The 25,557-nt window shown below is 71.4% G+C and carries 20 protein-coding genes and 1 pseudogene; 11 read left to right on the top strand and 10 right to left on the bottom strand.

Annotation, left to right across the window (positions count from 1 at the left end):
- Window positions 1–27: 27 nt before the first annotated feature.
- Entirely contained in the window at window positions 28–993 is a 966-nt protein-coding gene (locus tag EF879_RS22215) for a DMT family transporter (RefSeq protein ID WP_123561745.1), read from the bottom strand.
- 86 nt (window positions 994–1,079) lie between these two features.
- Window positions 1,080–2,000 (bottom strand): serine/threonine dehydratase, encoded by a 921-nt coding sequence (locus tag EF879_RS22210; protein WP_233604664.1) that lies wholly within the window; start codon window positions 1,998–2,000, stop codon window positions 1,080–1,082.
- A gap of 70 nt (window positions 2,001–2,070) precedes the next feature.
- Between EF879_RS22210 and EF879_RS22205 the strand changes: the two genes are divergently transcribed.
- The 5 genes from EF879_RS22205 to EF879_RS22185 all read left to right on the top strand — a co-directional run bounded on the left by EF879_RS22205 (window position 2,071) and on the right by EF879_RS22185 (window position 6,838).
- On the top strand, window positions 2,071–2,982 hold the full coding sequence (locus tag EF879_RS22205; RefSeq protein WP_123561741.1) for a LysR family transcriptional regulator: 912 nt from the start codon (window positions 2,071–2,073) through the stop codon (window positions 2,980–2,982).
- A gap of 150 nt (window positions 2,983–3,132) precedes the next feature.
- The gene (locus EF879_RS22200; protein ID WP_123561739.1) at window positions 3,133–4,803 is read left to right on the top strand and encodes a DUF885 domain-containing protein; all 1,671 of its coding nucleotides are present in this window, start codon (window positions 3,133–3,135) and stop codon (window positions 4,801–4,803) included.
- Window positions 4,804–4,936: 133 nt separating this feature from the next.
- Window positions 4,937–5,470, top strand: a complete 534-nt coding sequence (locus EF879_RS22195; protein ID WP_123562014.1) for a VOC family protein — start codon at window positions 4,937–4,939, stop codon at window positions 5,468–5,470.
- Entirely contained in the window at window positions 5,463–6,266 is an 804-nt protein-coding gene (locus tag EF879_RS22190) for a MerR family transcriptional regulator (protein WP_123561737.1), read from the top strand. Before EF879_RS22195 ends, EF879_RS22190 begins: the two co-directional genes overlap by 8 nt.
- A gap of 143 nt (window positions 6,267–6,409) precedes the next feature.
- Window positions 6,410–6,838 (top strand): DUF5753 domain-containing protein, encoded by a 429-nt coding sequence (locus EF879_RS22185; protein WP_370375544.1) that lies wholly within the window; start codon window positions 6,410–6,412, stop codon window positions 6,836–6,838.
- A gap of 74 nt (window positions 6,839–6,912) precedes the next feature.
- Here the strand turns inward: EF879_RS22185 and EF879_RS22180 are convergent, their stop codons facing one another.
- A complete protein-coding gene (locus EF879_RS22180) occupies window positions 6,913–7,317 on the bottom strand; it encodes a helix-turn-helix domain-containing protein (protein WP_123561733.1) in 405 nt (134 codons plus the stop codon).
- A 48-nt stretch (window positions 7,318–7,365) separates the two neighbouring features.
- Between EF879_RS22180 and EF879_RS22175 the strand changes: the two genes are divergently transcribed.
- A complete protein-coding gene (locus tag EF879_RS22175) occupies window positions 7,366–8,136 on the top strand; it encodes a short-chain dehydrogenase (RefSeq protein ID WP_148086520.1) in 771 nt (256 codons plus the stop codon).
- Window positions 8,137–8,261: 125 nt separating this feature from the next.
- Window positions 8,262–8,453 carry a DUF397 domain-containing protein gene (locus EF879_RS22170; protein WP_123561729.1) on the top strand — a complete coding sequence of 64 codons (192 nt, stop codon included), beginning with the start codon at window positions 8,262–8,264 and terminating at the stop codon, window positions 8,451–8,453.
- Between the two features lie 140 nt (window positions 8,454–8,593).
- On the opposite strand, the gene EF879_RS22165 is transcribed toward EF879_RS22170, so the two are convergent.
- Window positions 8,594–9,025 carry an Imm1 family immunity protein gene (locus tag EF879_RS22165; protein ID WP_123561727.1) on the bottom strand — a complete coding sequence of 144 codons (432 nt, stop codon included), beginning with the start codon at window positions 9,023–9,025 and terminating at the stop codon, window positions 8,594–8,596.
- Window positions 9,022–9,451 (bottom strand): annotated as a pseudogene (locus EF879_RS22160) (DddA-like double-stranded DNA deaminase toxin); the annotation flags it as partial. The pseudogene EF879_RS22160 and the gene EF879_RS22165, both read right to left, overlap by 4 nt.
- A 239-nt stretch (window positions 9,452–9,690) precedes the next feature.
- Here EF879_RS22160 and EF879_RS22155 point away from each other — a divergent pair.
- Entirely contained in the window at window positions 9,691–10,194 is a 504-nt protein-coding gene (locus EF879_RS22155; RefSeq protein WP_123561725.1) for an HAD domain-containing protein, read from the top strand.
- Between the two features lie 186 nt (window positions 10,195–10,380).
- On the opposite strand, the gene EF879_RS22150 is transcribed toward EF879_RS22155, so the two are convergent.
- From EF879_RS22150 to EF879_RS28320, 3 genes are all read right to left on the bottom strand, one after another.
- A complete protein-coding gene (locus tag EF879_RS22150) occupies window positions 10,381–12,339 on the bottom strand; it encodes an ABC transporter ATP-binding protein (protein WP_199736576.1) in 1,959 nt (652 codons plus the stop codon).
- 74 nt (window positions 12,340–12,413) lie between these two features.
- A complete protein-coding gene (locus EF879_RS22145; protein ID WP_123561721.1) occupies window positions 12,414–14,147 on the bottom strand; it encodes an ABC transporter ATP-binding protein in 1,734 nt (577 codons plus the stop codon).
- A gap of 34 nt (window positions 14,148–14,181) precedes the next feature.
- On the bottom strand, window positions 14,182–14,931 hold the full coding sequence (locus EF879_RS28320) for a TetR/AcrR family transcriptional regulator (protein WP_233604663.1): 750 nt from the start codon (window positions 14,929–14,931) through the stop codon (window positions 14,182–14,184).
- Window positions 14,932–15,170: 239 nt separating this feature from the next.
- Here EF879_RS28320 and murD point away from each other — a divergent pair, with 239 nt between their 5' ends.
- The gene (gene murD / locus EF879_RS22135; RefSeq protein WP_123561719.1) at window positions 15,171–16,547 is read left to right on the top strand and encodes a UDP-N-acetylmuramoyl-L-alanine--D-glutamate ligase; all 1,377 of its coding nucleotides are present in this window, start codon (window positions 15,171–15,173) and stop codon (window positions 16,545–16,547) included.
- Window positions 16,548–16,588: 41 nt separating this feature from the next.
- On the opposite strand, the gene EF879_RS22130 is transcribed toward murD, so the two are convergent.
- Together EF879_RS22130 and EF879_RS22125 are read right to left on the bottom strand one after the other, a co-directional pair.
- Window positions 16,589–17,590, bottom strand: a complete 1,002-nt coding sequence (locus tag EF879_RS22130; RefSeq protein ID WP_199736567.1) for a hypothetical protein — start codon at window positions 17,588–17,590, stop codon at window positions 16,589–16,591.
- A gap of 146 nt (window positions 17,591–17,736) precedes the next feature.
- Window positions 17,737–22,041, bottom strand: coding sequence for an ExeM/NucH family extracellular endonuclease (locus EF879_RS22125; RefSeq protein WP_123561717.1), 4,305 nt, complete (start codon window positions 22,039–22,041; stop codon window positions 17,737–17,739).
- Window positions 22,042–22,519: 478 nt separating this feature from the next.
- On the opposite strand from EF879_RS22125, the gene EF879_RS22120 reads away from it, so the two are divergent.
- Together EF879_RS22120 and EF879_RS22115 are read left to right on the top strand one after the other, a co-directional pair.
- Window positions 22,520–24,508, top strand: a complete 1,989-nt coding sequence (locus EF879_RS22120; RefSeq protein ID WP_370375543.1) for a VanW family protein — start codon at window positions 22,520–22,522, stop codon at window positions 24,506–24,508.
- Window positions 24,509–24,645: 137 nt separating this feature from the next.
- On the top strand, window positions 24,646–25,449 hold the full coding sequence (locus EF879_RS22115; protein WP_123561714.1) for a serine protease: 804 nt from the start codon (window positions 24,646–24,648) through the stop codon (window positions 25,447–25,449).
- Window positions 25,450–25,557 lie beyond the last annotated feature (108 nt).

The raw sequence follows: 25,557 nt of genomic DNA, 5'->3' as shown, positions 1-25,557 counted from the left end.
TGGCGGGGGCCGGTCCCCGGCGGCGGTTCAGGCCGCCCGCACGACCTGCGGGGCGGGTTCCCCGGCGGCCCGCCGCCGGCGACGGCCGAGCAGGCCCTGGGACACCGCCACCCCGGCCAGCACGATCGCCGCCCCCACCGGTTGGTACCAGGCCAGGTGCTCGCGGAGCGCGACGACCCCGATCAGCACCGCGAAGACCGGGATGACGTACGTGACGGTGGAGGCCGCGCTCGCGCCGGCGAGCCGGATGTTGCGCATGTTGATCACGAAGGCCAGCCCGGTGCCGAGCGCGCCCAGCGCCAGTACGCCGGCGACCGCCTTGGCCGAGAGCCCGGTCGGGGCGGGTGGCGCCCCCGCGACCAGCGGCGCGACGACCGCGAGTTGCAGCGTCGCCATCAGCAGTTGGGCGGCGGAGAGCGCCACCCCGGACTCGGTCCCACCCGCGATGAACCGCTTCTGGTACGGGATCGCCACGCCGTAGCAGGCCGACGCGCCGAAGCACATGAGCTGGCCGGTCAGCTCGACGCCGCCGAGGCCCCGCCACACGCCGAGCACGACCAGCACGCCGACGAAGCCGATCGCGAGGCCGACGCCGCGGCGCAGGGTCATCCGCTCGGTCCGGAACACCAGCACGGCCAACGGCAGCACGATCAGCGGGGTGGTCGCGTTCCAGATGCCGGCGAGCACCGACGAGACCCGCTGCTCCCCGTAGCCGAAGAGGGTGAACGGTAGCGCGACCCCGAGCGCCGCGAAGACCGTGGTGTGCAGCCAGAGCCGGGAATCCCGGGGCAGTCGGTCACGGAGCACCGCGAGCACCACGAGCAGGGTCAGCGCGCCGGTGGCGACCCGGCCGAGGGCGACGTAGAGGGGGTGCATCTCCGTGACCCCGAGCTTGATGAAGAGGAAGCTCGAACCCCAGATGGCGGCGAGGACGAAGAAGCCCGGCAGCCAGGATCGGAGCGGGGCGTTGTCAGGGGTGGCGACGGTGGTCACTCCTGACACTTTGCAACAGCCGTACGACGATGTCGCGCGACGTGTCGACGTCGTGTCCAGCACCACATCCACCCCGCCAGACCCCGCTACGCGGGATCGGGGAACCAGTCGGTGTTCGCGCCGCAGATGACGACGGCGGGGAGTCGCCCGGGGACCCGACCGGCGATCCACGCCGCGAACGGGGCGGCGGCGCCGGGTTCGGCCGCCACCCGGAACTCCTCCCAGAGCAGATCGCGGGCGGCGAGCAACTCCGCGTCGCTGACCAGCACCGACTCGACCGGGCGGCGCTGGAGGATCGCGAACGGCAGGTCGCCGACCCGGGTGGCGCCGAGGGCCGAGGCGGCGACCGAGCGGACCGGGCTGTCGACCGGCCGGCCCGCCGCCAGCGCGTCGGCCAGGCACCGGCAGTCCTGCGGCTCGACCGCGACCGTGGTGCGTCCGCCGACGGCGAGCGCCGTGCCCGCGGCCAGGCCGCCGCCGCCGACCGCGACCGCCACCGCGTCGACCTCGGGTACGTCCGCGACGATCTCGGCGGCCACGGTGCCCTGGCCGGCGATCACCGCGGGGTCGTCGTACGCCGGCACGTACCGGTGGCCCGCCAGCCGGGCGGCCTCCGTCGCCGCCGCGGCGGCCTCGGCGTACGTCGCGCCGTGGCGGACCAGCCGCGCGCCGGTCGCCTCGATGCGCCGCGCCTTGCCGGCCGGTACCGAGGTCGGCACGAAGACCGTGGCGGGCAGGCCGAGCAGGGCGGCTGCCGTGGCCACGCCCAGTCCGTGGTTGCCGCCGGAGGCGGTGACCACGTGCGCGGGACGCGCCCCACCGAGCAGGGTGTTGAGCGCGCCGCGCAGCTTGAACGAGCCACTGAGCTGCAACTGTTCGAGCTTGAGCAGCACCCGTCGTCCGTCGACCCGGGCGTCGAGCAGCGGCGTCCGGCGTACGTAGGGGCGGATGGCCTCGGCCGCCAGGGCCACGTCGGCGATGTCGACGGTGTCGGTGGATGTCGTCATGGCCCTCATCCTCGGCCGGTGGAGCCATCAGCGCCAGTACGGTCTGATGAGGCTCCGTTAGCATTGCTTAATGGCTCTGGACGTCGGGCGGCTGCGGGTGCTGGTCGAGGTGTCCCGCGCCGGTTCCATCGCCGCGGCGGCGCGGCGGATGTCGTACACGCCGTCCGCGGTGTCGCAGCAGTTGAGCAAGCTCGAGGCGGAGCTCGGGGCGCGACTGGTCGAGCGCAGCGGCGCCGGGGTACGCCTGACCCAGGTCGGGGCCGTCCTCGTCCGGCACGGTGAACGCGTGCTGGGCGCGCTGCGGGAGGCCGAGGTCGCGGCGGCGTCGGCGGTCGGGGCCGAGCCGCGTCAGCTGGCCATCGGCACCTTCGCCACCGCCGGCGCGGCGCTGGTGCCGGCGGCGCTGGCGGAGCTGCGTGGCCGCCACCCTGACGTCCACCTCTCGGTGCTCGACCTGGAGCCGCCCCGCGGGTACGAGCTCGTCACCTCTGGTGATCTTGACCTGCTGATCACCCACCGCTACCCCGGCGTGGCCGCGGTGCCCACGCAGGGTCTCGTTCGCCGGCCGCTGCTCACCGATCCGTTGAAGATCGTGCTTCCGGCGGCGCATCCCCTGGCCGGGGCCCCCGGCCGGATCGCGCTGGCCGACCTGGCCACCGAACACTGGATCTCCGGAGGGCTCGGGGTGCCGAACCGCGTCTGCCTGGAAGCGGTCACGGCCCGGGCCGGCTTCACGCCCCGGGTCAGTTACGAGACCGCCGACTACGCGCTCACCCTCGCGCTGGTCCGGGTCGGCCTCGGGGTCGCCCTGGTGCCGGCCATGGTCGTGGCGGACGATCCCGCGATCCGGGTACGGAGTCTCGACGGGCCCGCACCGGCGCGCCAGATCTCCATCGTGCACCGCAGACGTCCGACGGCTCTCGTCACCGAGCTGGTCGGCCTGCTCCGCAGAGCGGCGGAGCGACAGGCGGCGGCGCGGTGACCGGCCCGTCCGGCCACGAGGCCGGAGGGCCACGGGGCCGCGCATCGGCCGGGCCGCGGTCGACGGCCGCGCGTCCGTGGGGTGGGGTCGCCGCCCCACCGGGACGGGCGGGGATGAGGGGTCGGGCGGTCATCACGTAGGGTCGGTGCCGTGGGACGCATCAACGAGCTGGCTGACCGTTACGTCGACGACTGGGCCCGACTGAACCCGACCGGCGCGACATACGCAGGGATCAAGGGATACGACGACCAGCTCGGAGACTTCTCCCCAGACGGCTTCGCCGCCCGCGCCGAACTGGACCGGCGGACCCTCGCCGCGCTCGACGCCATCGAGCCGGAGACCGAGGCGGAGCGGACCGCCAAGGAGGCGATGCAGGAGCGGCTCGGCCTGGAGCTGGAACGCTACGAGGCCGGCGAGACGACGAGCGAGCTGAACGTCATCGTCAGCGGGCTGCACGAGCTGCGAGAGACCTTCGATCTCATGCCGACCGAGGGCGAGGAGGCGGTGCACAACATCGCCGCCCGGCTGAACCAGTTCGCCGACGCGCTGCGGGCGTACACGACGACGCTGGTCACCGCGGCCGACGCCGGGCACGTGAGCTCCCGCGCCCAGATCATCGAGGTCGCCAAGCAGTGCGAGGTCTGGACCGACCCCAAGGGGGACAACTTCTTCCACAACCTCGTTGCGGGCCTCACCGCCGACGCCGCCCTCACCGCGGACCTGCAGCGGGGGGCCGCCGCGGCGACCGCGGCGACCGCCGAGTTCGGCCGGTTCCTCCGTGACGAACTCGCCCCGCGGGGCCGGGCGACGCAGGCCGCCGGGCTGGAGCGCTACCAGCTCGCCTCGCGGTACTTCCTCGGCTCGCAGATCGACCTGACGGAGACGTACGCCTGGGGGTTCGCGGAGCTGGCCCGTCTGGAGGCCGAGATGCGGGAGGTGGCCGCGCTGATCGCCGGCCCGGGCGCCACCGTCGACGAGGCCGTCGCGAAGCTCGACGCGGACCCGGCCCGGCAGATCCAGGGCAAGGAGGCGTTCCGCGACTGGATGCAGGCGCTGGCCGACAAGGCCCTCGCCGACCTGCACGGCACCCACTTCGACATTCCCGAGCAGGTACGCCGCATCGAGTGCTGTCTCGCCCCGACCAGCGACGGCGGGATCTACTACACCGGCCCGAGCGAGGACTTCTCCCGGCCGGGCCGGATGTGGTGGGCGGTGCCGCAGGGGATCACCTCGTTCTCCACCTGGCGCGAGGTGACGACGGTCTACCACGAGGGCGTCCCTGGACATCACCTCCAGGTGGCCCAGACGCAGGTCCGGGCCGACCTGCTCAACCGCTGGCAGCGGCTGCTCTGCTGGGTCTCCGGGCACGGCGAGGGCTGGGCCCTGTACGCGGAACGCCTGATGGACGAGCTCGGCTACCTGGAGGACCCGGGCGACAAGCTCGGCATGCTCGACGGGCAGGCGTTCCGGGCCGCGCGGGTGATCGTCGACATCGGCATGCACCTGGAGCTGGAGATCCCCCGCGACAATCCGTTCGGCTTCCACCCGGGCGAGCGCTGGACTCCCGAGCTGGGCTGGGAGTTCCTCCGGGCGCACTGCCGGATCCCGGACGAGAACCTACGCTTCGAGCTGAACCGTTACCTGGGCTGGCCGGGGCAGGCTCCGTCGTACAAGGTCGGGGAGCGGATCTGGATGCAGGCCCGCGAGGACGCCAAGGCCCGCAAGGGCGCCGACTTCGACCTCAAGGAGTTCCACCGGGCGGCGCTGGACCTCGGCTCGCTCGGCCTCGACCCGCTCAAGGCGGCGCTGGCCCGGCTCTAGCGCCGCCCGGCTCCGGCGCTCGCGTTACGCGGCGCGGGCTCTCGCGCGGCCGACGGCGGTCACGGCGTCGGGATGGGGTGATGTCGCGCACTGGACTTGACTCTCACGTTGCGTGAGGGTCGAGGGTGGGCGCATGAGCGACTACTACGACGCGTTCGAGATCAGCCCGGTGCCGCACGGCCCGGATGCGGTTGCGCCGGAGCCGTTCCGGGGCATTTACGCGATGCCCGCGTTCGTGACGATTCCCACGAACGACTTCGCGGCGTCGGAGGAATTCTGGGTTCGCGGGCTCGGCTTCATCAATCTGTTCAGCATTCCCGGCCGGCTCGTGCATCTGCGCCGGTGGGCGTTCCAGGACGTCCTCCTCGTCTCGGCGGCGAGCGTTCCGGAGCAGGCGCCGGCGATGAGCGTCAGTTTCGCGTGCGTGCTCAACCAGATCGACTCCATTGTCGAGGCGTGCCGCGCGCTGCGCCCGGACTCGGTGGACGGCCCACGGGACACCCCCTGGAACACCCGCGACGTGGAGGTGATCACGCCGGAGAACGCTCGGGTCATTCTCACCGCGGCGAGGCCTTTTGACCCAGACAGTGAGGAGGCGCGCAACCTCGCGTCCGTCGGGATCGCTCCACCGGCCTCCGCTTCCGGTAACAATACGGAGCGTGCCTGATGCCGCTGACGCCGATGGCCTGACCGTCGGTCAGGTCGCGACGCGTCTGGGCGTGACGGTCCGTGCGTTGCACCACTGGGACGAGATCGGTCTGGCGCGACCGTCGCTGCGTACGACCGCCGGATACCGGCGCTACACCGCCAGGGATCTAAAACGCCTGCACCGCATCATCGTCTACCGGGAGATCGGCCTCGGTCTCGACCAGATTCGCGCCATCCTGGACGACCCGGCCGCGGACGTGCCGGGCGCACTGCGCGCGCAGCGTGCCCAGCTCGCCGAACGGATCAATCGTCTCCAGCAGCTGATGGCCGGGCTGGACCGGATGATCGACGCTCACGAGCGCGGCCTGCTGCTGACCGCCGAGCAGCAGGCCGCGATCTTCGGCCCGCAGTGGGACCCGAGCTGGCCCGTCCAGGCCCGTCAACGCTACGGCGACACGCCGCAGTGGCGGCAGTACGCCGAACGCGCCGCCTCGCGCGGCCCACAGGAATGGCAGGCCATCGCCGACGCGATGACCGATGTTGAGCGTGCCCTCGCCGAGGCGATGGACGCCGGCGTCACACCCGGGAGCCCGGAGGCGAACGCACTCGTCGAGCGGCACCGTGCGGTCTTTTCCTCGTACTTTCCCCTGACCCGGCAGATGCAGGTCTGTATCGGCCGCAGGTACGAGACCGATCCGGAGTTCGCCGCCTACTACAACGGCATCCGCGCCGGCCTCGCCACGTGGTTTCGGAAGATCATCGACGCCAGCGCCCGGGCCCACGGCATCGACCCGGAGACCGCCACCTGGCAGTAGGGCGGCCGATCCCGGCCCCGCCCCAGGGGAGTGGGTGTTCCGGCGGCGGAGTCGGCTAGCGCCGCGCGGTCGGTCGCGGACCGTGCTACCAAGGCGGCGGGCCCGCGGAGTCGTCGCCCGGGCCGGCTCGACAGCTCGACGTCATCTTCGATGCCGGCGATACGTTCCAGGAGTCCGCGGCCGAGGCGCGGGCGTACGCCCCGGACACCGCCTGGTTTCGGCCATGGCTGGACCACGAGCAGCACGCCGCGATGGTTCGGAGCTTCCAGCTCACGGTGGTTCCCGGCCTGCTGCAGACCGAGGACTACGCCCAAGCCATCCTCCGGGACGCCGGCACCCGGGTGCCGGATCTGGAGCAGACCGTCGCCGAGCGGCTCGCCCGGGCCGAGATTCTGCGCCGGGAGCAGGACCAGTGTCGGCTCTTCGCGGTCATCGACGAGGCGGTGCTACGCCGCCCGGTGGGTGGTGCGAAGGTGATGGCCGACCAACTGCACGCGATCGTGCAGGCGTGTGCCCGGCGAACGTCAGCGTGGTCGTGGTGCCGGCGTCGGTGGGTGCCTACCCCGGGCTGAACGGGCCGCACCACCACGGTGGTCCGCACCATCGTGGACGGTGGGTCAGGTACGGCTCGGTGCCGGCCATTGGGTCAGGGCGCGCCCGCCGGTCGGCCAGCCGGGTGGGCCCGCCGTTGGGCGGACATTCGCGCCCGCGCCTGACGAATCTCGGGCGCATGCTCGATCGCCCACTCGCCGATCGCGATGATCAGCGGAAGCAGCGAGCGTCCCAGATCGGTCAGCGCGTACTCGACGCGTTCCGGCGTCACCCGACGGCTCACCAGCCCATCACCTTCGAGCGTCCGCAGCGTACGGGTGAGGATGCGCCGGCTGAGCCCCTGAATCGCGCGATCCAGCTCGTTGAAGCCGTACGGCCCCTCACGCAACACGGCGAGGACGAGCACGCTCCACTTCTCACCCACCCGGCGCAGCACCTCGGTCGCCTCGCATGCCGAACGGTCGGCCGGCGTGATGGGCAACGGGAGTACCGGTGACATCAATGTGCCTTCTTTCGACGGGACTCAGCGAATGCGCAGGATCACAGTATGCGTACAGTGGTCATCGCGGGTGGTACGCGCGGAATTGGTGGTGCCCTTGCCGCCCGGCTGCGTGCGGCGGGAGACCGTGTGATCGCGATCGGCAGCGCCGATGCCAACCTGACCTCGGTCCGGCAGACCGCCGAACTCGCCACCCGCCTGCCGGACCGGATCGACGTCCTGGTGCTGGCCGCCGGCCGTTTCAACTCCCGACGAGTCGAGACCGCCGAGGGCTTCGAGCAGACCTTCGCCATATATGTGCTGAGCCGCTACCTGCTCGCGGAGCGGCTGCGCGGGTCGCTGGAGCGGGCCGCGACGCCGGTAGTACTCAATCTCAGCGGTACCGGCGGGATCCGGGCCGGCCGGCTCCACTGGGACGATCTGCAGCTCACCCGGGGATACACCCTCTTCCGGGCCACCATGCAGGGGGCCCGAGCCAACGACCTGCTCGGGGTGCTCTTCGCGAACCGCGATCCGGACACTCGGATCCGGTACATCCTCTACAATCCGCTGTTCGTCGACAGCGGGTTGCATCGGCACTTCCGGCAGCCCCAGCGCGCACTGGTGGGCGCGGCGGCGAAAATCTTCGGCGCCTCGGTGGACGCCACCGCCGCCCGGCTGGCCGACCTCCTGGCCGCTCCGCCGACCACACCGTTGACGGCACTCTGTCGTGGCAAACCGGTGGACCTGTCGCGTCCTGAGTTCGACCGCTCGGCAGCCGACCGCCTGGACGCCGTACTCACCAAACTGGTCGACGGCGTCCTGGGCGCCCGTCATTAGGCGCTGGCCTTACCGTGAAGGTCAGTGGTTCGCTGGCGACGCGGCCGGGGCTTCCCCGCCCGTCGCTCTCGCCCGGCACCGTCCACCTAGATCCACCCCGCACACCGCACGGAGGGAGCGGAACCATGGAATCGAGCAACGCACCGCGTTGGCGGAAGTCCTCCCGCAGCAACGGACAGGGTGGGAACTGCGTCGAGGTGGCCGACAACCTCCCCGGCCGCATCCTGGTCCGGGACAGCAAGGACCGAACCGGACCCATCCTCACCTTCGCGCCACAGGCGTGGCGCACCTTCGTCAATCACACCAAGCAGGCCTGATTCGCCACCCGCCCGGCCTGGAAGCGGTGACGGCGGTCGGCGTGATGCCCCTCGGGCCTGTCGCGGCTGCTGGCCGGTGGATGCACATCACCCGGCCGCAGCCAGGATGGCTCCCCTTCGCAGCGCCACCCCGACCTCATCTACTGCTCACTTGCCCACTGCACGCAGGTTGGTCGTTGGCCGGTACGGACGAACTCGCGAGCGGCCTGCCGGGCGGTGGCCGGCGTGACCCGGGCTCGGGCCGGGCCGGCAAAGACGGCGTCACCGCCGTAGCCGAACGCGATGTCCGGTGCCCCGCTGGGCCACGGCGGAGCGCCCGCCTCAACCTCGACCCCACCCTCGGGACCGAGCCAAAGCACGAACGACCGGTCTGGATGGCCGACGCCGATCTGCAGCGCGGGCGGCAGCGGCCCGTCCCACGGAGATGCGTCACCAGCCAGGTACTCCGGCGGGTAGATCCCGACGACCTGCGGAACATTGGACGCGGCGGCCTCATCAAGAGCAGCGTCCAATTCCGCGACTGTGGAGCTGGGCCGCCGGTTACCCCGACCCCATGCGACGATGTAGGTCAATGCGCGATTCCCTTCCCGGTTCCCCGTACTCGCCGACCGGTCGAACACCATCAGGGGTGTTTGGATCTCGCACGTAAACCATGAGACGCGAACCCGCCGGGATGATATGTCGCAGCACCCGATCACAGCCATATGGGTCGTCCGTGCAGGGCTCTTTGTTGACCACCAGACTTACCTCCCGCGGGGCACCGGGCCGACGCATCTCTTGGGCAACTCGTGCTTCCACATGATCGGTGAGCGTCCACGGAAATCCTTTTAACCCGGGAATCGGACGCAGGTCGCTGGTGGATGCGATGTTGCGTCCACTCCTCCAAGGCTCGGCCGACAAAGGGGCCCCAAAGAGTCGAACGCCTGGCCGTGGGTCGGACCTTGATCGTCCGGTCGTTTGGGCAGATCCCGTCCAGCCTGTCGGATCCAGGACGGCACGTAGCCCGGCGGCGATCTCGGCCATGCTCACCGGCCGGCTCCCCAGCACACGAACCCGAAGCGTAGCATCTGATCTCTATATGCATATGTATGATCATGGCCGGGCTGACCTGATTATGCCCGTACGGTCGGGTCGGTGTCCCTCGAGGCCATCCACATCAACGGCCGGCGTCAGCTCGCGCCCCTGCCGAACCCATCCGTCACGCCGTACGGTGGCGTGGCGACGGTAGATTCGCGCCATGGGTGCAGGGCTCGCCCGGCGGCCGCTGGTGTTCCTCGATGTGGACGGACCGCTGATCCCGTTCGCTGCCCGCCCGGCTGACCCGGAACGCCCCTCCTCTTCCCGGTTACCGGCGGATGAGAGGAATCCGCTTCTGGACAGGCTCCGTCGGGAGGACGGGCGGATGCTGTTGGCGCTGGATTGCCAGTTGGTCTGGGCGACGGCCTGGATGGCAGACGCCAACGAGATCATCTCGCCACGGCTCGGGCTCCCACAGCTTCCGGTTGTCGAGTGGCCTGATTCGGACGACGAGCCGCCACCGGGCGTGCACTGGAAGACACGGTCTCTCGCCCGTTGGGCGGCAGGGTCTCCGTTCGTGTGGCTGGACGACGAAATCACCGACAATGACCGCGCGTGGATCGCGGCCCACTATTCGGAGCGGGCTCTGCTGCACCGCGTCGACCCGTACGTCGGTCTCACGGCGACGGACATCGCCGTGGTTCGTCGATGGCTCGCGCGGTGAAGACCGCGGGATGACTCTCGCCTCCGTGATGGCAATGACCAGGGGCGAACGGGCATCCAGCGGCTCCGTGGGCTCCGAGGCCTGTTGACGGACGCGGAAGTGCGGCGCGGGTTTGGCGGTGCTCGGGGAGCGTCCGACGGACGATCTGTGTCGAACGCTCCCCGAGCACGGCAGCTCCCGCGGCGGTCAGCGCTGCCGGGGCATGGCGCCGAACGGCGGCCCGCCGACGCCCGGCACACCCCCAACCGGTACGGCGGCCTCCTCCTCGACCACCGGCTGCGAGAACTGCGCGTGGTAGAGCCGGTGGTACGCCCCTTCGGCGGCGAGCAGTTCCGCGTGCGTACCCTGCTCGACGATCCGGCCGTTCTCCATCACCAGGATCAGGTCGGCGTCCCGGATCGTGGAGAGCCGGTGCGCGATCACGAAGCTGGTCCGGTCGGCGCGCAGCGCCGCCATCGCCCGTTGCAGCAGCACCTCGGTACGGGTGTCGACCGAGCTGGTCGCCTCGTCGAGGATCAACAGCGACGGGTTGGACAGGAACGCCCGGGCGATGGTGATCAGCTGCTTCTCCCCGGCGCTGACGTTGCTGCCCTCCTCGTCGATGACGGTGTCGTAGCCGTCGGGCAGGGAGCGGACGAACCGGTCCACGAAGGTCGCCTTCGCGGCGGCGATGATCTGCTCCTCGGTGGCGTCCGGGTTGCCGTACGCGATGTTGTCCCGGATGGTGCCGCCGAACAGCCAGGTGTCCTGGAGCACCATGCCGATCTGGCCGCGCAGCTCGTCCCGCCGCATCGTGGCGATGTCGACCCCGTCCAGGGTGATCCGGCCGGCGTCCAGCTCGTAGAAGCGCATGATCAGGTTGACCAGGGTGGTCTTGCCGGCGCCGGTCGGCCCGACGATCGCCACCGTGTGCCCCGGTTCGGCCACCAGCGACAGGTCCTCGATCAGCGGCTTGTCCGGCGCGTACCGGAAGGAGACGCCCTCGAACTCGACCCGGCCGCGCCGCTGCGTCGGCCGGGCCGGCTCGACCGGGTCCGGGCTCTGCTCCGGCGCGTCCAGCACCTCGAAGACCCGCTCCGCCGAGGCGACCCCGGACTGGAGCAGGTTCGCCATCGACGCCAGCTGGGTCAGCGGCTGGGTGAAGAACCGCGAGTACTGGATGAAGGCCTGGACGTCACCGAGCGACATCGACCCGGAGGCGACGCGGAGGCCACCGATCACCGCGATCGCCACGTAGCTCAGGTTCCCGATGAACATCATCGCCGGCATGATGATCCCGGAGACGAACTGCGCGGCGAAGCTGGCCCTGAACAGCTCCTCGTTCTTGGCGGCGAAGGCCGCCTCGACCTCGCGCTGCCGGCCGAAGACCTTGACCAGCTCGTGCCCGGTGAACGCCTCCTCGATCTGGCCGTTCAGCGCCCCGGTGTGCTGCCACTGCGCGACGAACTGCTTCTGCGACCGCTTCGCGATCCGTTGCGTGACCAGGATCGACAGCGGCACGGTGACCAGGGCGACCACGGCCAGCAGCGGCGAGATCACGAACATCATCACCAGCACGCCGACCACGGTGAGCAGCGAGGAGAGCAGCTGACTCAGGGTCTGCTGCAGGCTCTGCGCGATGTTGTCGATGTCGTTCGTGACCCGGCTGAGCAGCTCGCCCCGGGGCTGGGCGTCGAAGTACGACAGCGGCAGCCGGTTGAGCTTCGCCTCCACGTCGGTGCGGAGCTGCCGTACGCTGCGCTGCACGATGCCGGTGAGCAGGTGGCCCTGGAGCCAGGACAGCAGGCTGGCGGCGAGGAAGAGCGCCGCCGCCAGGGCCAGCACCCAGCCGAGCCGGGGGAAGTCGATCCCCACACCGGGGACCAGGTCCATCCGGGCCAGCATGTCGGCGAAGGTGTCGTTGCCGGCTGCCCGCGCGCCCGCCACCGCCTGTTCCTGGGTGGTCCCGGGCGGCAACTGCTTGCCGATCAGGCCGGCGAAGATGATGTCGGTCGCGTGCCCGAGGACCTTCGGCCCGATGACGCTGAGCCCGACGCTGCCCACGGCGAGCAGGATGACCCCGATGAGTGGGATCCGGTGCGGCCGGAGCCGGCCGAGCAGCCGCCGGGCGGAGGGGCCGAAGTTCATCGACTTCTCCACCGGCATCCCACCCATGAAGCCGTGCCCGCCGAGGGGGCCGCGGCGTGGCGCCGGTCGGATCGGTGCCGTTGTCGGCCGGGTCATGACAGCGCCTCCACGGTGAGCTGAGAATCCACGATTTCCCGGTAGGTCGGACAGGTGTCGAGGAGTTCGTCGTGCCGGCCGATACCCGCCACCGCCCCGTTCTCGAGGACGACGATCTGGTCGGCGTCGAGGATGGTGGAGACCCGCTGGGCCACGATCACCACCACGGCGTCCGCGGTGGCCGGCCGCAGTGCGGCGCGCAGCCGGGCGTCGGTGCCGAGGTCGAGCGCGGAGAACGAGTCGTCGAAGAGGTAGATCTCCGGTCGGCGGACCAGGGCGCGGGCGATGGCCAGCCGCTGCCGCTGCCCGCCGGAGAGGTTGGTGCCGCCCTGGGCGACCGGGGCGTTCAGTCCTTCCGGCAGCGCCTCGACGAAGTCCCGCGCCTGGGCGATCTCCAGGCTGGTCCAGAGTTCCTCGTCGGTCGCGTCCGGCCTGCCGTACCGGAGGTTGCTGGCGATCGTGCCGGAGAAGAGGTACGGCCGCTGCGGTACCAGGCCGATGCGGCTCCACAGCAAATCGGGGTCGAGATCGCGGACGTCGACGCCGTCGACGTACACGGCACCGCCGGTGACGTCGAAGAGGCGCGGCACCAGCGAGAGCAGGGTGGTCTTGCCGGAGCCCGTGCTGCCGATGATCGCGATGGTCTGCCCGGCCCGGGCCGTGAACGAGATGTCGCGCAGCACCGGATCGGCGGCGCCGGGATACTGGAACCGGACGTTGCGCAGCTCCAGTTCACCCCGGCGGGAGAGCTCGGTGACCGGCTGCCGCGGCGGGACGACCGTGGTGTCGGTGTCGAGGACCTCGACGATGCGCTCGGCGCAGACCGCCGCCCGGGGCACCATGATCACCATGAAGGTCGCCATCATCACCGACATCAGGATCTGCATCAGGTAGCTGAGGAAGGCGGTCAGCGCCCCAATCTGGATCTCCCCGCTGTCGACCCGGGCGGCGCCGAACCAGAGCACGGCGATGCTGGAGAGGTTCAGCACCAGCATCACGATCGGGAAGACCACCGCCATCAGCCGGCCCGCGCGCAGCGCGGTCTCGGTCAGGTCCCGGTTCGCGTCGTCGAAGCGCCGCATCTCGTACGGCTCCCGGACGAACGCCCGGACCACCCGGATACCACTGATCTGTTCCCGGAGTACGCGATTGACGGTGTCGATCCGGGTCTGCATCAACCGGAACTGCGGCACCATCCGCATGATCACCAGACCGATCGACAGGACCAGCACCGGGACGCAGACCGCCATCAGCCAGGCGAGCCCGATGTCCTCCCGCAGCGCCATGATCACGCCGCCGACACACATGATCGGCGCCGAGACGAGCATCGTGCAGGTGACCACGACGAGCATCTGCACCTGCTGGACGTCGTTGGTGTTGCGGGTGATCAGCGAGGGCGCCCCGAACTGGCCCACCTCGCGGCCGGAGTACCGGATGACCCGGTGGAAGATCGCCGCCCGGACGTCCCGACCGAAGCCCATCGCCGTCCGGGCCCCGTAGTAGACCGCGGCGATGGAACAGGCCATCTGGACGGCGCTGACCAGCAACATCCAGCCGCCGGTCCGGACGATGTAACCGGTGTCGCCCCGGGCGATACCGTGGTCGATGATGTCGGCGTTGAGGCTGGGCAGGTACAGCATCGCTATGGTGCCGACGAGCTGCAGCAGCACCACGGCGGCGAGCGGCCACACGTACGGCCGCAGGTAGGTGCGAAGTAGTCGGGTCAGCATCGACGACCCCCCGAATCAAGGACGCGGCGACCGGTCACGGCCGGTCCGGTTGATGGTTGTCCGCCTGCCGGCGGTGTTCGCCCGCCACGGGGCGGCCGGGCTCGGACCCGTCCGTCGCGGTGCGGTCGGGGTCCGGTGGTCCGCCCGCCCCAGAGCGGCCGGGCTCGTCCGCCGAGTGGTCCCGTACGCCATCCAGCAGCACGGCGGCGATCATCTCGGCGCTGAGTGGATCGTTGTCGGAGATCCGGGGATGGGAACCGGCGAAGGTCAGCAGCCGCAGCAGCCGAGCCACCTCGTGCACCGGATAGCGGAACCGGTCACGGTCCGGCTCCAGCACCCGGACGACGGCCTGGTGGATCTCCTCGGTCGGGACCCGGGGCCTCGGACCCGCCCCCCGCTCCGCCCGCTCCTCGGCATCCTCGGGCGGCCCGGACATGCCAATCGCGTGCAGCAGGTTGAAGATCTTGGTCAGTCGCCGCTGGAGGATCTCGGTCAACGTGACGAGCCGCTCCGGCAGCGGCCGGGTCAGGTCGATCTCCGCCAGTTCGGTCAGCAGCGGTTCCGGATCCAGTGCGGTCTCGACCGCGACCCGGACCAGCCCGTTCTTGTGCGGAAAGACCCGAAAGATCGTTCCCTCGGCCACCCCGGCGGCCTCGGCGATCTGCCGGGTCGTGACGTTGACCCCGTGTTCGCTGATCAGCGACAGGGTCGCGGCGATGAGTGCGGCGCGGCGCTCCTCCGGAGGAAGCGGACGAGCCCGGCCGGACGGGGTCTGGGACGTCACGGCGGCAACAGTAGTGAGTGAGCGACTCACTCACAAGCGATTTCCGAACCCGACGGCCCATCGTGCAGCGGATCACACCCGCCGTCCCGGCCCCGGACACCCCGCGGACCGACGGTGAGGCACGTCCCGGAACGGGCATGTGTACCCCGGGAGATCGCGCCTGCCTCGGACGGGCAGCGCCGGCACGTGGTTCGGGCGTACTCGTCTAGAGTTTGGGCGCTACCGGAGGGAGTTGTCGGGTGCAGTTGACGGACTTGCGCGGTCGCCGGGTAGCGGTCTGGGGCACCGGCCGGGAGGGCGTCGCCGCGGTCAACGCCATCGCCCCGATCGGCCCGGCCGACCTGGTCGCCGTGATGGACCGGGAGACGTACGCGGCGAACCCGTGGACCGGCCGGCTCGCCGACCTCGCGCCCCTACACACCGGTCCGGCCGCGCTGGAGGCCCTGCTGCGGGCGGACGTGGTGGTCCGCTCGCCGGTGATCGGCGAAACCCACCCCTGGGTCGTCCGGCTACGCCAACGTGGCACGGTGATCACCAGCGGCACCGCGCTCTGGATGGCCGACCACGCCGCCGCCACGGTCGGCATCACCGGCAGCAAGGGCAAGAGCACCACCACGAACCTGATCAGCCACCTCCTCGCCGCGGTCGACCGGCCGAACGTGATGGGCGGCAACATCGGGATCCCGGTCCTCGACCTCCCCCCCGCCGACCGGTACGTCCTCGAACTCTCCATGTACCAGTGCGCCGACCTCACCGATTCGCCCGACGTGGCCGTGCTCACCGCGCTGGCGCCCGAACACCTGGACTGGGCCGGCGGAGAGGCGGAGTACTACCGGTACAAGCTCAACCTGGTCGGGCACGGCCCCCGCGCGGTCGTCTTCAACGCGGGCGACGACCGGCTCCGCGCCGAACTCGCCGCCCGCCCCGGGCTCCCGCTGGTGCCCGCCGGGGTGCCGGCCCCGGACGGACAGCCGGCCTTCCACGTCGCCCCCGGACCGGACGGCACCGACTGGGTACGCCTCGGCACCGAGCCGATCTTCCCCCGCTCCGCGCTCCGGCTCGTCGGCCGGCACAACGGATGGAACCTCTGCGTCGCGCTCGCCGCGCTGCAGGCGCTCGGCGTCGACTGCCTCGCCGAGCGGGACCGGCTCGCCGCCGCGCTCGACACCCTGCCGATCCTGGAGCACCGGCTCACCCCGATCGAGGACCCGTCCGGGATCACCTTCGTCGACGACTCCCTCTCCACCATCCCGCAGTCGGCGATCCACGCCATCGAGGCGTACGCCGACCGGCCGCTCACCGTGATCGTCGGAGGCGAGGACCGCGGCGTCGACTACGGACCGCTGCGCGAGTTCCTCGCCGAGCAGCAGATCGTGGCCACCCTGATCGGCATCCCCGACAGTGGGGCCCGGATCCTCGACACGGTCAAGGACCTCGCCACCGTCACCACCGTGCTCGCCGACGACCTCGTCGAGGCGGTACGCCTCGCCCGGGAGCGGACCCCGGCCGGTGGCGTGGTGTTGCTGTCCCCGGCCGCCCCCAGCTACGGCCGGTTCGACAACTACGCGCACCGCTCCCGGGTCTTCCGACAGGCCGTCGCCGACACCGCCGGCTGATCCGCGGTCGGCCGGCCCCGCGGGCCGTACCCGCCGTCACGTCACGCGTCCGGGGTCAGGGCCAGGAAGAGATGGCGCATCGAACGGATCGCGGAGCGGATCTCCTGGAGGTACTGGGGCGCGGCGTACCGCCCGGGCGCCGCGCCCGGCGTGCCGGGCCGAAGCCGCGCCGGGTCCAGCCCGACGGTGTCCACCCGGCAGCCGTGGCCGAGCCGCAGCGAGCGGACCGCGTCGCAGTGCTGGAACGGCACGTAGAGCTGCGAGGTCAGCACCAGGACTCGGTTCCCGGGCGCCGGACGGACCGTCTCGGCCCAGAAGTGGTACGTGTCCGAGGTGTGCGCCCGCCGGGTCGCCGGCTCGGTCGACGGCGCCGCGAGGACGCGGACCGGCGGGCCGGACGCCGGCCGGTAGGTGCGCACCGCCCAGGAGTGGTGGGTGACCGGGCCGGTCGAGGCACGCTCCTCCACCGGTCCGGCACACCCGAAGCCGAGCCGCACCCCGAGGTCCATCGCGTCCACCTCGTAGCCGAGCCCGGCGGCGTCGGGCAGGTCCAGGCCGGTGGTCTCGGCGGGGCGCACCGGCCGGAAGCTGCCCAGCGCCGCCACCTCGCCGACCTCCACCGTGCCGGAGCCGACCAGGTACGCCGCGTACGCCGTTCGGTGCAGGCAGGACCGGGCCAGCCCGCCGAGGATCAGCAGGTGGTCGTACCGCCGGGCGGGGACGGGGCCCGGCTCGACCAGGCCGAGCGCACGGGCCACCGCCTTGACCAGCTCCGTCACCGCCGGCGGCAGCACCACCTCGCCGATCTCGTCCCGCTCGACCGCGCCGCGCCGGCGCCGGAAGTCCCAGTGCACCGCCGAGAAGTCGTCGAGCCAGGCCAGGAGTTCGACCGGCGGCAGCCGGCCGGGCACCTCCCCGCCGAACGCCGCCACCAGATCCCGCAGCGGGACCGAGCAGGCCCAGTCGATCACTCCGGCCGCCACCTCGGCCGGGGACGCGTCCGCCGCCCCGGTCGGCAACGGCACCGGTTCGTAACGGACCACCCTGGTTCCTCCTGCGGTCTGTCGCGGCCAACTCCCGGCTCCGCCCGGGTACGGCCGGCAACGTACGTCCAACAGCGAGCCGCGGGCCCGCCGACCGGAAGGGTCGGCGAACCCGCGGCTGCGTGGTGTGAGTCCTCAGCCGTCGCTCACAGCCTGGCACACTGGCCCGACGCCGGACCCCGGACCGTGTTGGCCCGGCCGTCGTTGCCCGGTGCCGGGCTGTTGCCCGTGCAGGACAGCGGACCGTTGATGGTGTTCCCGGCGACCAGCACCGGCTCGGTGCCGGCGTTGCCGGTCAGCGAGACCGGGCCGGAGACGGTGACCCTGTCGAGCCGCACCCCGCCCGTGTTCAGGGCGAGCGAGACCGGGCCGCTGACCCGACCGGACTCGATCGACACCGGGCCGGTCGCGCCGACCACCGAGACCGGGCCCGAGACGGCGGTGCCGTCCAGCGTGAGCAGCCCCGCCCGGGTCGCGGTGACCGGCCCGGAGATCGTGCCCCCGGTGGCGATCAGCGACGCACCCGGCATGACGGTCACCGGCCCGGAGACGGTCGCGTTCTCCAGGCAGGCGAGACCGGTGTAGACGGTCAGCGGTCGGCTGTACCGGCCGGTGATCGTCGTCGTGCACTGCGGGCCCGGCCGCCCGACCGCCGAGCGCGGCTCCGGGTCCGCGGTCACCGGCGAGTTCGCGGCGAAGTAGTTGACCAGCATGGTCAGGTCGTTGTCGCCGGTCGTCACCGGGTTGGTGCCTCCGCCGAGGGTCGTGAAGTTGTCACCACCGGCGGCGAGGAACGAGTTCACCGTCACCCGGTACGTCGCCGCCGGGTCGATCGGCGTGCCGTTCAGCCGCATGGAGGTGATCCGGGAGCCCTTCGGGGCCTCCGGGTCGTAGGTGTAGAAGAAGCCCCGGGAGACGCCGAGCCAGAGCACCGGCCGCGACGCCCCCTCCGGCTGCCACTGCTCCTCCAGCACCTGCTTGAGCTCCGCACCGGTGAAGCTCTTGGTCACCACGTCGTTGGCGAACGGCTGCACCGCGAACGCCTCGGCGTAGGTGACCACCCCGTCCGGGGCGTACAGCAGGTCGGCCCGGAGCCCACCGGGGTTCATGAACGCGATCTGCGCCCCACCCCGGCCCGGGTCACGCGTGCCGGCGAGCTGGACGTCGGCGATGAAGTTGCCGAGCACCGACTCCTTGCCCCGGTCCTCGTTCCCCTCCGCGTTGTACGCCCGCCGGATGTCCGCGGTGATCGAACCGAGCGGCTGCTTGCCAAGCTCCTCGGCCCGGACCTTGGCGTCGGCGACGATCTGGGCCACCGCCGGGTCCTCCGGGGCACCCACCACGTCGACCAGCCGCGCGTCGGCCGCGGTCACGGCGCGGGCGGCGGGGTCGTAGGTAAGGGTGACCCGGCCCAGCCGCTTGCCGTAGTCCTCGGCCTGGATGACCGGCCGCAGCCGGTCGGTGCCGGGGACCGGCAGCTCGAACGCGTACGGCTGGTGGGTGTGCCCGCTGACGATGACGTCGATGGTCGCGTCGACCCGGGTGAACGGCCCGAACACGGGGTCGTTCGCCAGCTCCTCGGCCGAGTCGATGTTCTCGGTCGCCGCCCCCTCGTGGGCGAGCAGCACCACCACGTCGGCCTCGCCGTTGGCCTCGTCGCCGTCCTTCAGCTGGGCCGCCACCGCGTTGGCCTCGGCCACCGGGTCCCGGAAGGTGATTCCGGCGATGCCGTCGGGGCTCACCAGCGAGGCGGTCTGCTCGGTGACCACGCCGACGAAGCCGAGCCGGACGCCGCCGACCTCGGTGACCGCGTACGCCGGCAGCGCCCGCTCGTCACCCCGGTAGACGTTCGCGCCGAGCAGCGGGAAGTCGGCCCGGTCGGCGACCCGGCCGGTCAGGTCCGCGATGCCCTTGTCGAACTCGTGGTTGCCGACCGCCGACGCGGCCAGCCCCATCGCGTTCAGCGCGTCGATCGTCGGGTTGTCCCCGTCGATCGCCGAGATGAAGGTGGAGGCGCCGATGTTGTCCCCTCCGGAGACGAAGACGGTGTTCGGGTTCTCCGCCCGGAGCTGCTCGACCAGGCCGGCGAGCTGGGCCGCGCCCCCGACCGGCTGACCGCCCACGGTGGTCGGGGACTCCAGCCGACCGTGGAAGTCGTTGATGCTCAGCAGCTGCAGCTCGACCGGACCGGACGGGTCGGCGTCGGTGTCGATTCCGACCACGATCGGGTTGTGGTCGCTGGCCCGGTACGGGTCCGGGGCGTAGAACGCCGGGTGCCCGTCGTACTGGAAGGCGTACGACTCGTGCGAGTTGATCTGCCAGACGTCGACACCGGTGACCCGGGCCGCCAGCGACGGCGAGGCGACCGCGTGGTCCAGCGACCCGGACTCACCCCCGAAGACGTAGCTCGCCTTGCCGGTGGTGTTGAGGTCGACGTACTCCGCGTCGTAGAGGACCTGCATCGGGTCCTCGTGGGTGTACGCGTTGAAGTCCCCGAGCAGCAGCACGTCGTCGCTGCCGCTGGCGTCCTTCAGCCGCTCGACGAAGTTGACCAGGGAGCGGGCCTGCCGCACCCGGTCGCCGTTGAACGCACCCTGCCCGTCACCGGCGTCGGCGTTGTCCCCGGTGGCCGAATCCGAGCTGCTCTTCGACTTGAGATGGTTGGCGACCACGGTGAAGGTGGCCGCGCCCGCGGTGAAGGTCTGGGCGATCGGCTCCCGGGCGTTGTGCCAGACGCTCTCGTCGTTCAGCGACCGGGACGGACCCTGCGGGGTCACGGCCGCCGGCTTGAAGATGATCGCCGTGGTGATGACGTCCTGCTGGGCGGCGGGTGGCAGGTCGGCCGGGGTGCGGACGTAGTCCCAGGTGCCCGCCCCCTCGGCGGCGTTCAGCGCCGCGACCAGCCGTTTCAGCGCCTGCTGCGGGTCGGCCGGGTTGAACCGGACCGAGTTCTCGATCTCCTCCAGCGCCACCACGTCGGCGTCGAGGGCGGTGATCGCCGAGACGATCTTCGCCTCCTGCTTCGCGAGGCCGGCCTCGTCGTCGGCGCCCCGGGCGTCGCCACCGAAGTGGACGAAGTAGTTCAGCACGTTGAAGCTGGCCAGCCGCACGTCGCCGCCGACGTTCGCCGGGGCCGGGGTCCGCGGGTTGCTCGACGTGAAGGTGGTCCGGCCGGCCGGCGGCGTGTCGGCGTCGACCGGGGTGGTCGGCTGCAACCGCCACTCGTTGAAGGAGTACGACAGCACGCTCGGGCCGAAGGACTCCACCGAGTCGCCGACCCGCAGCGGGCTGCCCGGCGAGACGTACGGCGGCAGCAGGCCGGCGGTCGCGAGGTTGGTGGTCCGGCCGTCGTCGAGCAGCAGCCGGCGCAGCCGGTTGTCAGTGGCGATCTGCCGCGCCCGCTCGCTGCCGGGACGGGCCAGGTCGGTGGGGATCGGCGCGGCCCGGTCGCCGGCCGCCAGCACCACCTCGCCGTACCGGTTGGTGTTGTAGACCTCGGAGACGGTGTACGCGCCGACCGGCGCCACCAGCATCGACTCGACCGACTCTCGGCCGGCGTCGTCCAGCGGCAGTTCCAGTGCGACCGGCTCCGGCAGCGCGACGCCCCGTTCGCAGAGCTGCACGTCGCCACGCGTGGCAATGCTGAGCTGGGTGAGTCCGTTGAACTCGCCGGCCGTACCGCTGACCCGGATCCGGTCCCCGACCGTGACGTCCGGGTGGTTGGCGCTGTTGCCGGTCAGGTAGACGAAGATCCCGTCCGAGGCGGTCCCGGCGGACGGGGCGCGCCGGCCGCTGCCGACGCTCTGCAGGTAGACGCCGTTGTAGCCGCCGACGCGGTGGTCGGCGGTGACCACGCCCTCCACGGTCACCCGGGTGCCGGCCAGCGGGGTCGCGTCACCGGGCCCCTGGACCTCGGCGATGGTGTGGTCGACGGTGGCGTCGCACCCGACGGGGTCCGGGTCGGGGTCGCCGCCGCTGTTCCGGGCGCCGAAGGTGTTCGGCGCCGGGGCCCGCCAGGTGCCGTCGATCTTCTGGAGGGAGTGGCCGACCGGGGTGCCACTCGACTCGGCGACGCCGATGTCGGTCGCGGTGAGCCCGTCCGCCGGCCCACCGGCCCCGACGAAGCTGCCCTCGTAGCTGAGGAACTCGGCGACGGTGCCGTCGGGCCTCACCAGCGCGACCGCGTCCGGCGAGCCGTTCTGGATCCCGTCCGTCGGGTACGTCTCGACGACCACGCCGGCCGCCGGTACGACCCCGCTCAGCGTCCGGGTCCCGTACGCGGCGCCGTTGTTTCCGTTGTAGAGGACGAGTTGCCACCCGGTCAGGTCGTAACCGGCCGGGGCCTCGACCTCGATGGCCTCGCCGGTGTCCGTACCGGCATTGTCATAGTGAATCTCGCTGATGAATGGCGACACCGCGGGTTCCGCGGCGAACGCGGCACCGCTGGTCATCCCAAGCGCACCACTGGTGACCAGTACGCCTAGCACCGTGAGCGAGCGTCCGCGTCTGTTCCGGCGCATCAAGTTGCCTCCGATAGGGGGTTAGACCGTCGGAGCATATGCGGGTTTGGTGTCGAAACAAGAGCTGCCAGGTGTACGGAACAGCATGGATGTTCGGTCGTTGTTTCGGCGGCAGGGCGGATCTGCCGCGGTGCGGCGACGCCGGCAGGGTGACGGGGCCGGTGCGACGTCGCGAGGTCGGGCACGGGGCGGGTAGAGCAGGAAAGACCTGGTACGGGGCGGGTGGGGGTGGCGAGGTCGGGGAGGGGTGCCGGCTGCCCGCCGGAGAGCCGATCGGGCGCCAGCCTCGTTGCCCATTGCGGAGGGGCTTTGGCTACCGTAGTCCCCCAGATCCTGCCGCGCGGGCCGGTCGATGCCCGCCATCATCGCGCTGATCGAGGTGTCCGTGAGTCAGAACGGCGAGCAGAACGTGCGTCAGTACGGCGGATCTCCGCTGCCGGCCGACGAGCGACCAACCGCCGAGCTGTCCGTTGTCCGGCCCTCCATCGAGGACCGCCCGACGATCCCGATCACCGCCGTCACCTGGCCGCTGGAGCAGCGGGCGGGTGGCCCTCCGGGTACGACGACCGCCGGACCGACGGCGGCCGGTGCCCCGGGCACCGCCGAGCGGACCGCGACCGGTGGCCCCGCCGACGAGGCGGGGAGCCCGCCGGGGCCGGACGCGGGTCAGCCGGTGAGCGCGTCCGGACCGGACGGCGAACCGGCGGCCGAGCTGACCGGGCGCCGACGCCGCCGCACCCTGCTCGTCGGTGGCGTCGCCGCCGCCGTCCTGGTGGCCGCGGGCGCCGTCGTGACCACCGGTTACGCGTACGCGGGCGAGGTGCCGCGCGGGACCAGCGTGCTCGGCGTCGACCTGGGCGGCAAGAGCCGAGCGGAGGCGGTCCGGCTGCTCCGGGCCGACCTGGAGCGGCGCGACGACATCCAGGCGCCGGTGCCGGTCCGGATCGGCGACCACACCGGAGAGGTGTTGCCGGCCGCGGTCGGGCTCGCGATCGACGTGGAGGCGACGGTGGCGGCTGCGGTCGACCACCGGGCCGACCCGCTGTCGCTGCTCTTCGGCTCCCGGAAGGTCGCTCCGGTCGTGACCGTGGATCCGGAACGACTCGACGCTGAACTGCGGAAGATCGCCGACAAGGCCGGTCAGCGGATGACCATGCCGGCCATCCGGTTCGACGGCACCACCCCCAAGCCGGTGTACCCGAAGCCGGGCCGGGACCTGCGCCCCGAGGACTCCGCCAAGGCGCTTCGCGACGGCTGGCTCGGCGGCAAACCGGTGGTGGTGCCGCTGGTCGAGACACACCCGGCGACGACCGCCGAGGAGGTCGACCGGCTCGTCGAGGAACTTGCCAAGCCGGCGGTCGCCGCCCCGGTCACCGTGACCACCGAGCTCGGCAACGTCACCGTCGACCCGGCGGCCATCGCGAAGAGCCTCGTCCTCACCGCCGACAAGGCCGGCAAGATCGTCCCGCGCATCGACGAGAAGAAGCTCCGCTCGGCGCTGGCCGACGAGCTCGCCAAGGTCGAGATCAAGCCGAGGGACGCGAGCATCTCCATCCAGAACGGCAAGCCCCGGACGGTCGCCGGCCGCAGTGGTCGGCAGATCGACCTCGCCGCGCTGGGCCGGGACCTGCTGACGGTGCTCCCTAAGCCGGACGGTCGCCAGGTGGAGGGCGTCCTCCGGACGGTCGAGCCGGAACTCACCGTCGAGGACCTGTCAAAGCTGGGAATCAAGGAGCGGGTGTCGAGCTTCACCACCCGGTTCACCGGTGGGCTCAACTCGCCGCGTAGCCAGAACATCGTGACAATCGCCGGAGAGGTGGACGGCGCCCTGGTCATGCCGGGGGAGACGTTCTCGCTCAACGGGCACACCGGCGAGCGCGGCTACCGCCAGGGGTACCGGGACGCTCCGGTGATCATGGACGGCAAGCTCGTGCCCGGCGTCGGCGGCGGCACCTCGCAGTTCACCACCACCCTCTTCAACGCGACGTACTACGCCGGGCTGGAGGACGTGGAGCACAAGCCGCACTCGTACTACTTCGACCGCTACCCGCCGGTCATCGAGTCGACGATCTTCTGGCCCGACCTCGACTTCAAGTTCAAGAACAACACCCCGTACGGCGTCCTCATCGACACCTCGTACACCTCGAACTCGGTCACGGTGTCGATCTGGAGCACCAAGGTGTGGGACCGGATCACCACCGAGTGGAGCCCTCGCCGGAACATCACCCGGCCCCGGGTGATCCACCTCGAACCGGGTCCCTCCTGCATCTCGACCAACGGCATCAACGGATTCACCCAGGACGCGTGGCGGTTGTTCCACCGGGACGGTCGGGTGGTGAAGCGGGAGAAGTTCACCTGGACGTACCAGGCCGAGCCCCGGTACATCTGCGGGCGGTGAGGAACCGCATCCGGATGGTATGACGCATCCGGGATGACATCTACATATTGTGATTCACCAATGCGGGTCCCTACGCTGCCGGCATCGTGATCGGCGCGCGCCCACACGGCGCGCCATCCATGGTTGGAGAGGACCCCATGGTTCGTTGGCGTATCCTCGCCCGTCTCGCCGCCACGGCCCTGGCCGCGGTGACCCTCGGCGGCGTCACCCTGGCCGCACCGGCCGCCGCTGCCCCGCAGGGGGATGTCACACCGTTCGTCGTCGGGGGTACCCGCGCCGCCGAGGGCGAGTTCCCGTTCATGGTGCGGCTCTCGATGGGTTGCGGTGGCTCGCTCTACAGTCCGCGCCTGGTGCTCACCGCCGCGCACTGTGTCGGTCGTACCGGCGCGAACAGCAGCATCACCGCCACCCTCGGCACGGTGGACCTGCAGTCGCCCAACCGGATCCAGGTGCGGTCCAACTACGTCTACCGGGCCCCGGGCTACAACGGATACGGTGACGACTGGGCGTTGATCCGGTTGGCCACCCCGGTCACCGGGCTCAGCACGCTGCCGATCACGACCACGACGGCGTACGACAACGGCACCTTCACCATCGCGGGCTGGGGCGCCACCCGGGAGGGCGGCGCGCAGCAGCGGTACCTGATGAAGGCGACGGTGCCGTTCGTCAGCGACTCGGTCTGCAACGGCCCCAACTCGTACGACGGCGAGGTCATCGAGGCGGAGGAGATCTGCGCCGGCTACCTGTCCGGCGGCGTCGACACCTGCCAGGGCGACTCGGGCGGCCCGATGTTCCGGCGCGACGCGAACAACGCCTGGATCCAGGTCGGCATCGTCAGCTGGGGCTACGGCTGCGCCCGGGCGAACTACCCCGGGGTCTACACCCAGGTGAGCTACTTCGCCTCGGCCATCGCTGCCGCGGCCGCCAGCCTGGGTGGCTAGCGATTCCGGCGGATCCCTCTGGGCCGGCTCGGCCTTAGCCGAGCCGGCCTCGGTCCGCGGCAGTGAATTCGGTGGGACCAGCATTTCGTGGCAGGGCAATAGCCCGTG

Origin of the sequence: Micromonospora sp. HM5-17, from assembly GCF_003762835.1 — a bacterium.
GTDB lineage: Bacteria > Actinomycetota > Actinomycetes > Mycobacteriales > Micromonosporaceae > Plantactinospora.
This window is presented reverse-complemented; position numbering and strand designations above follow the sequence as displayed.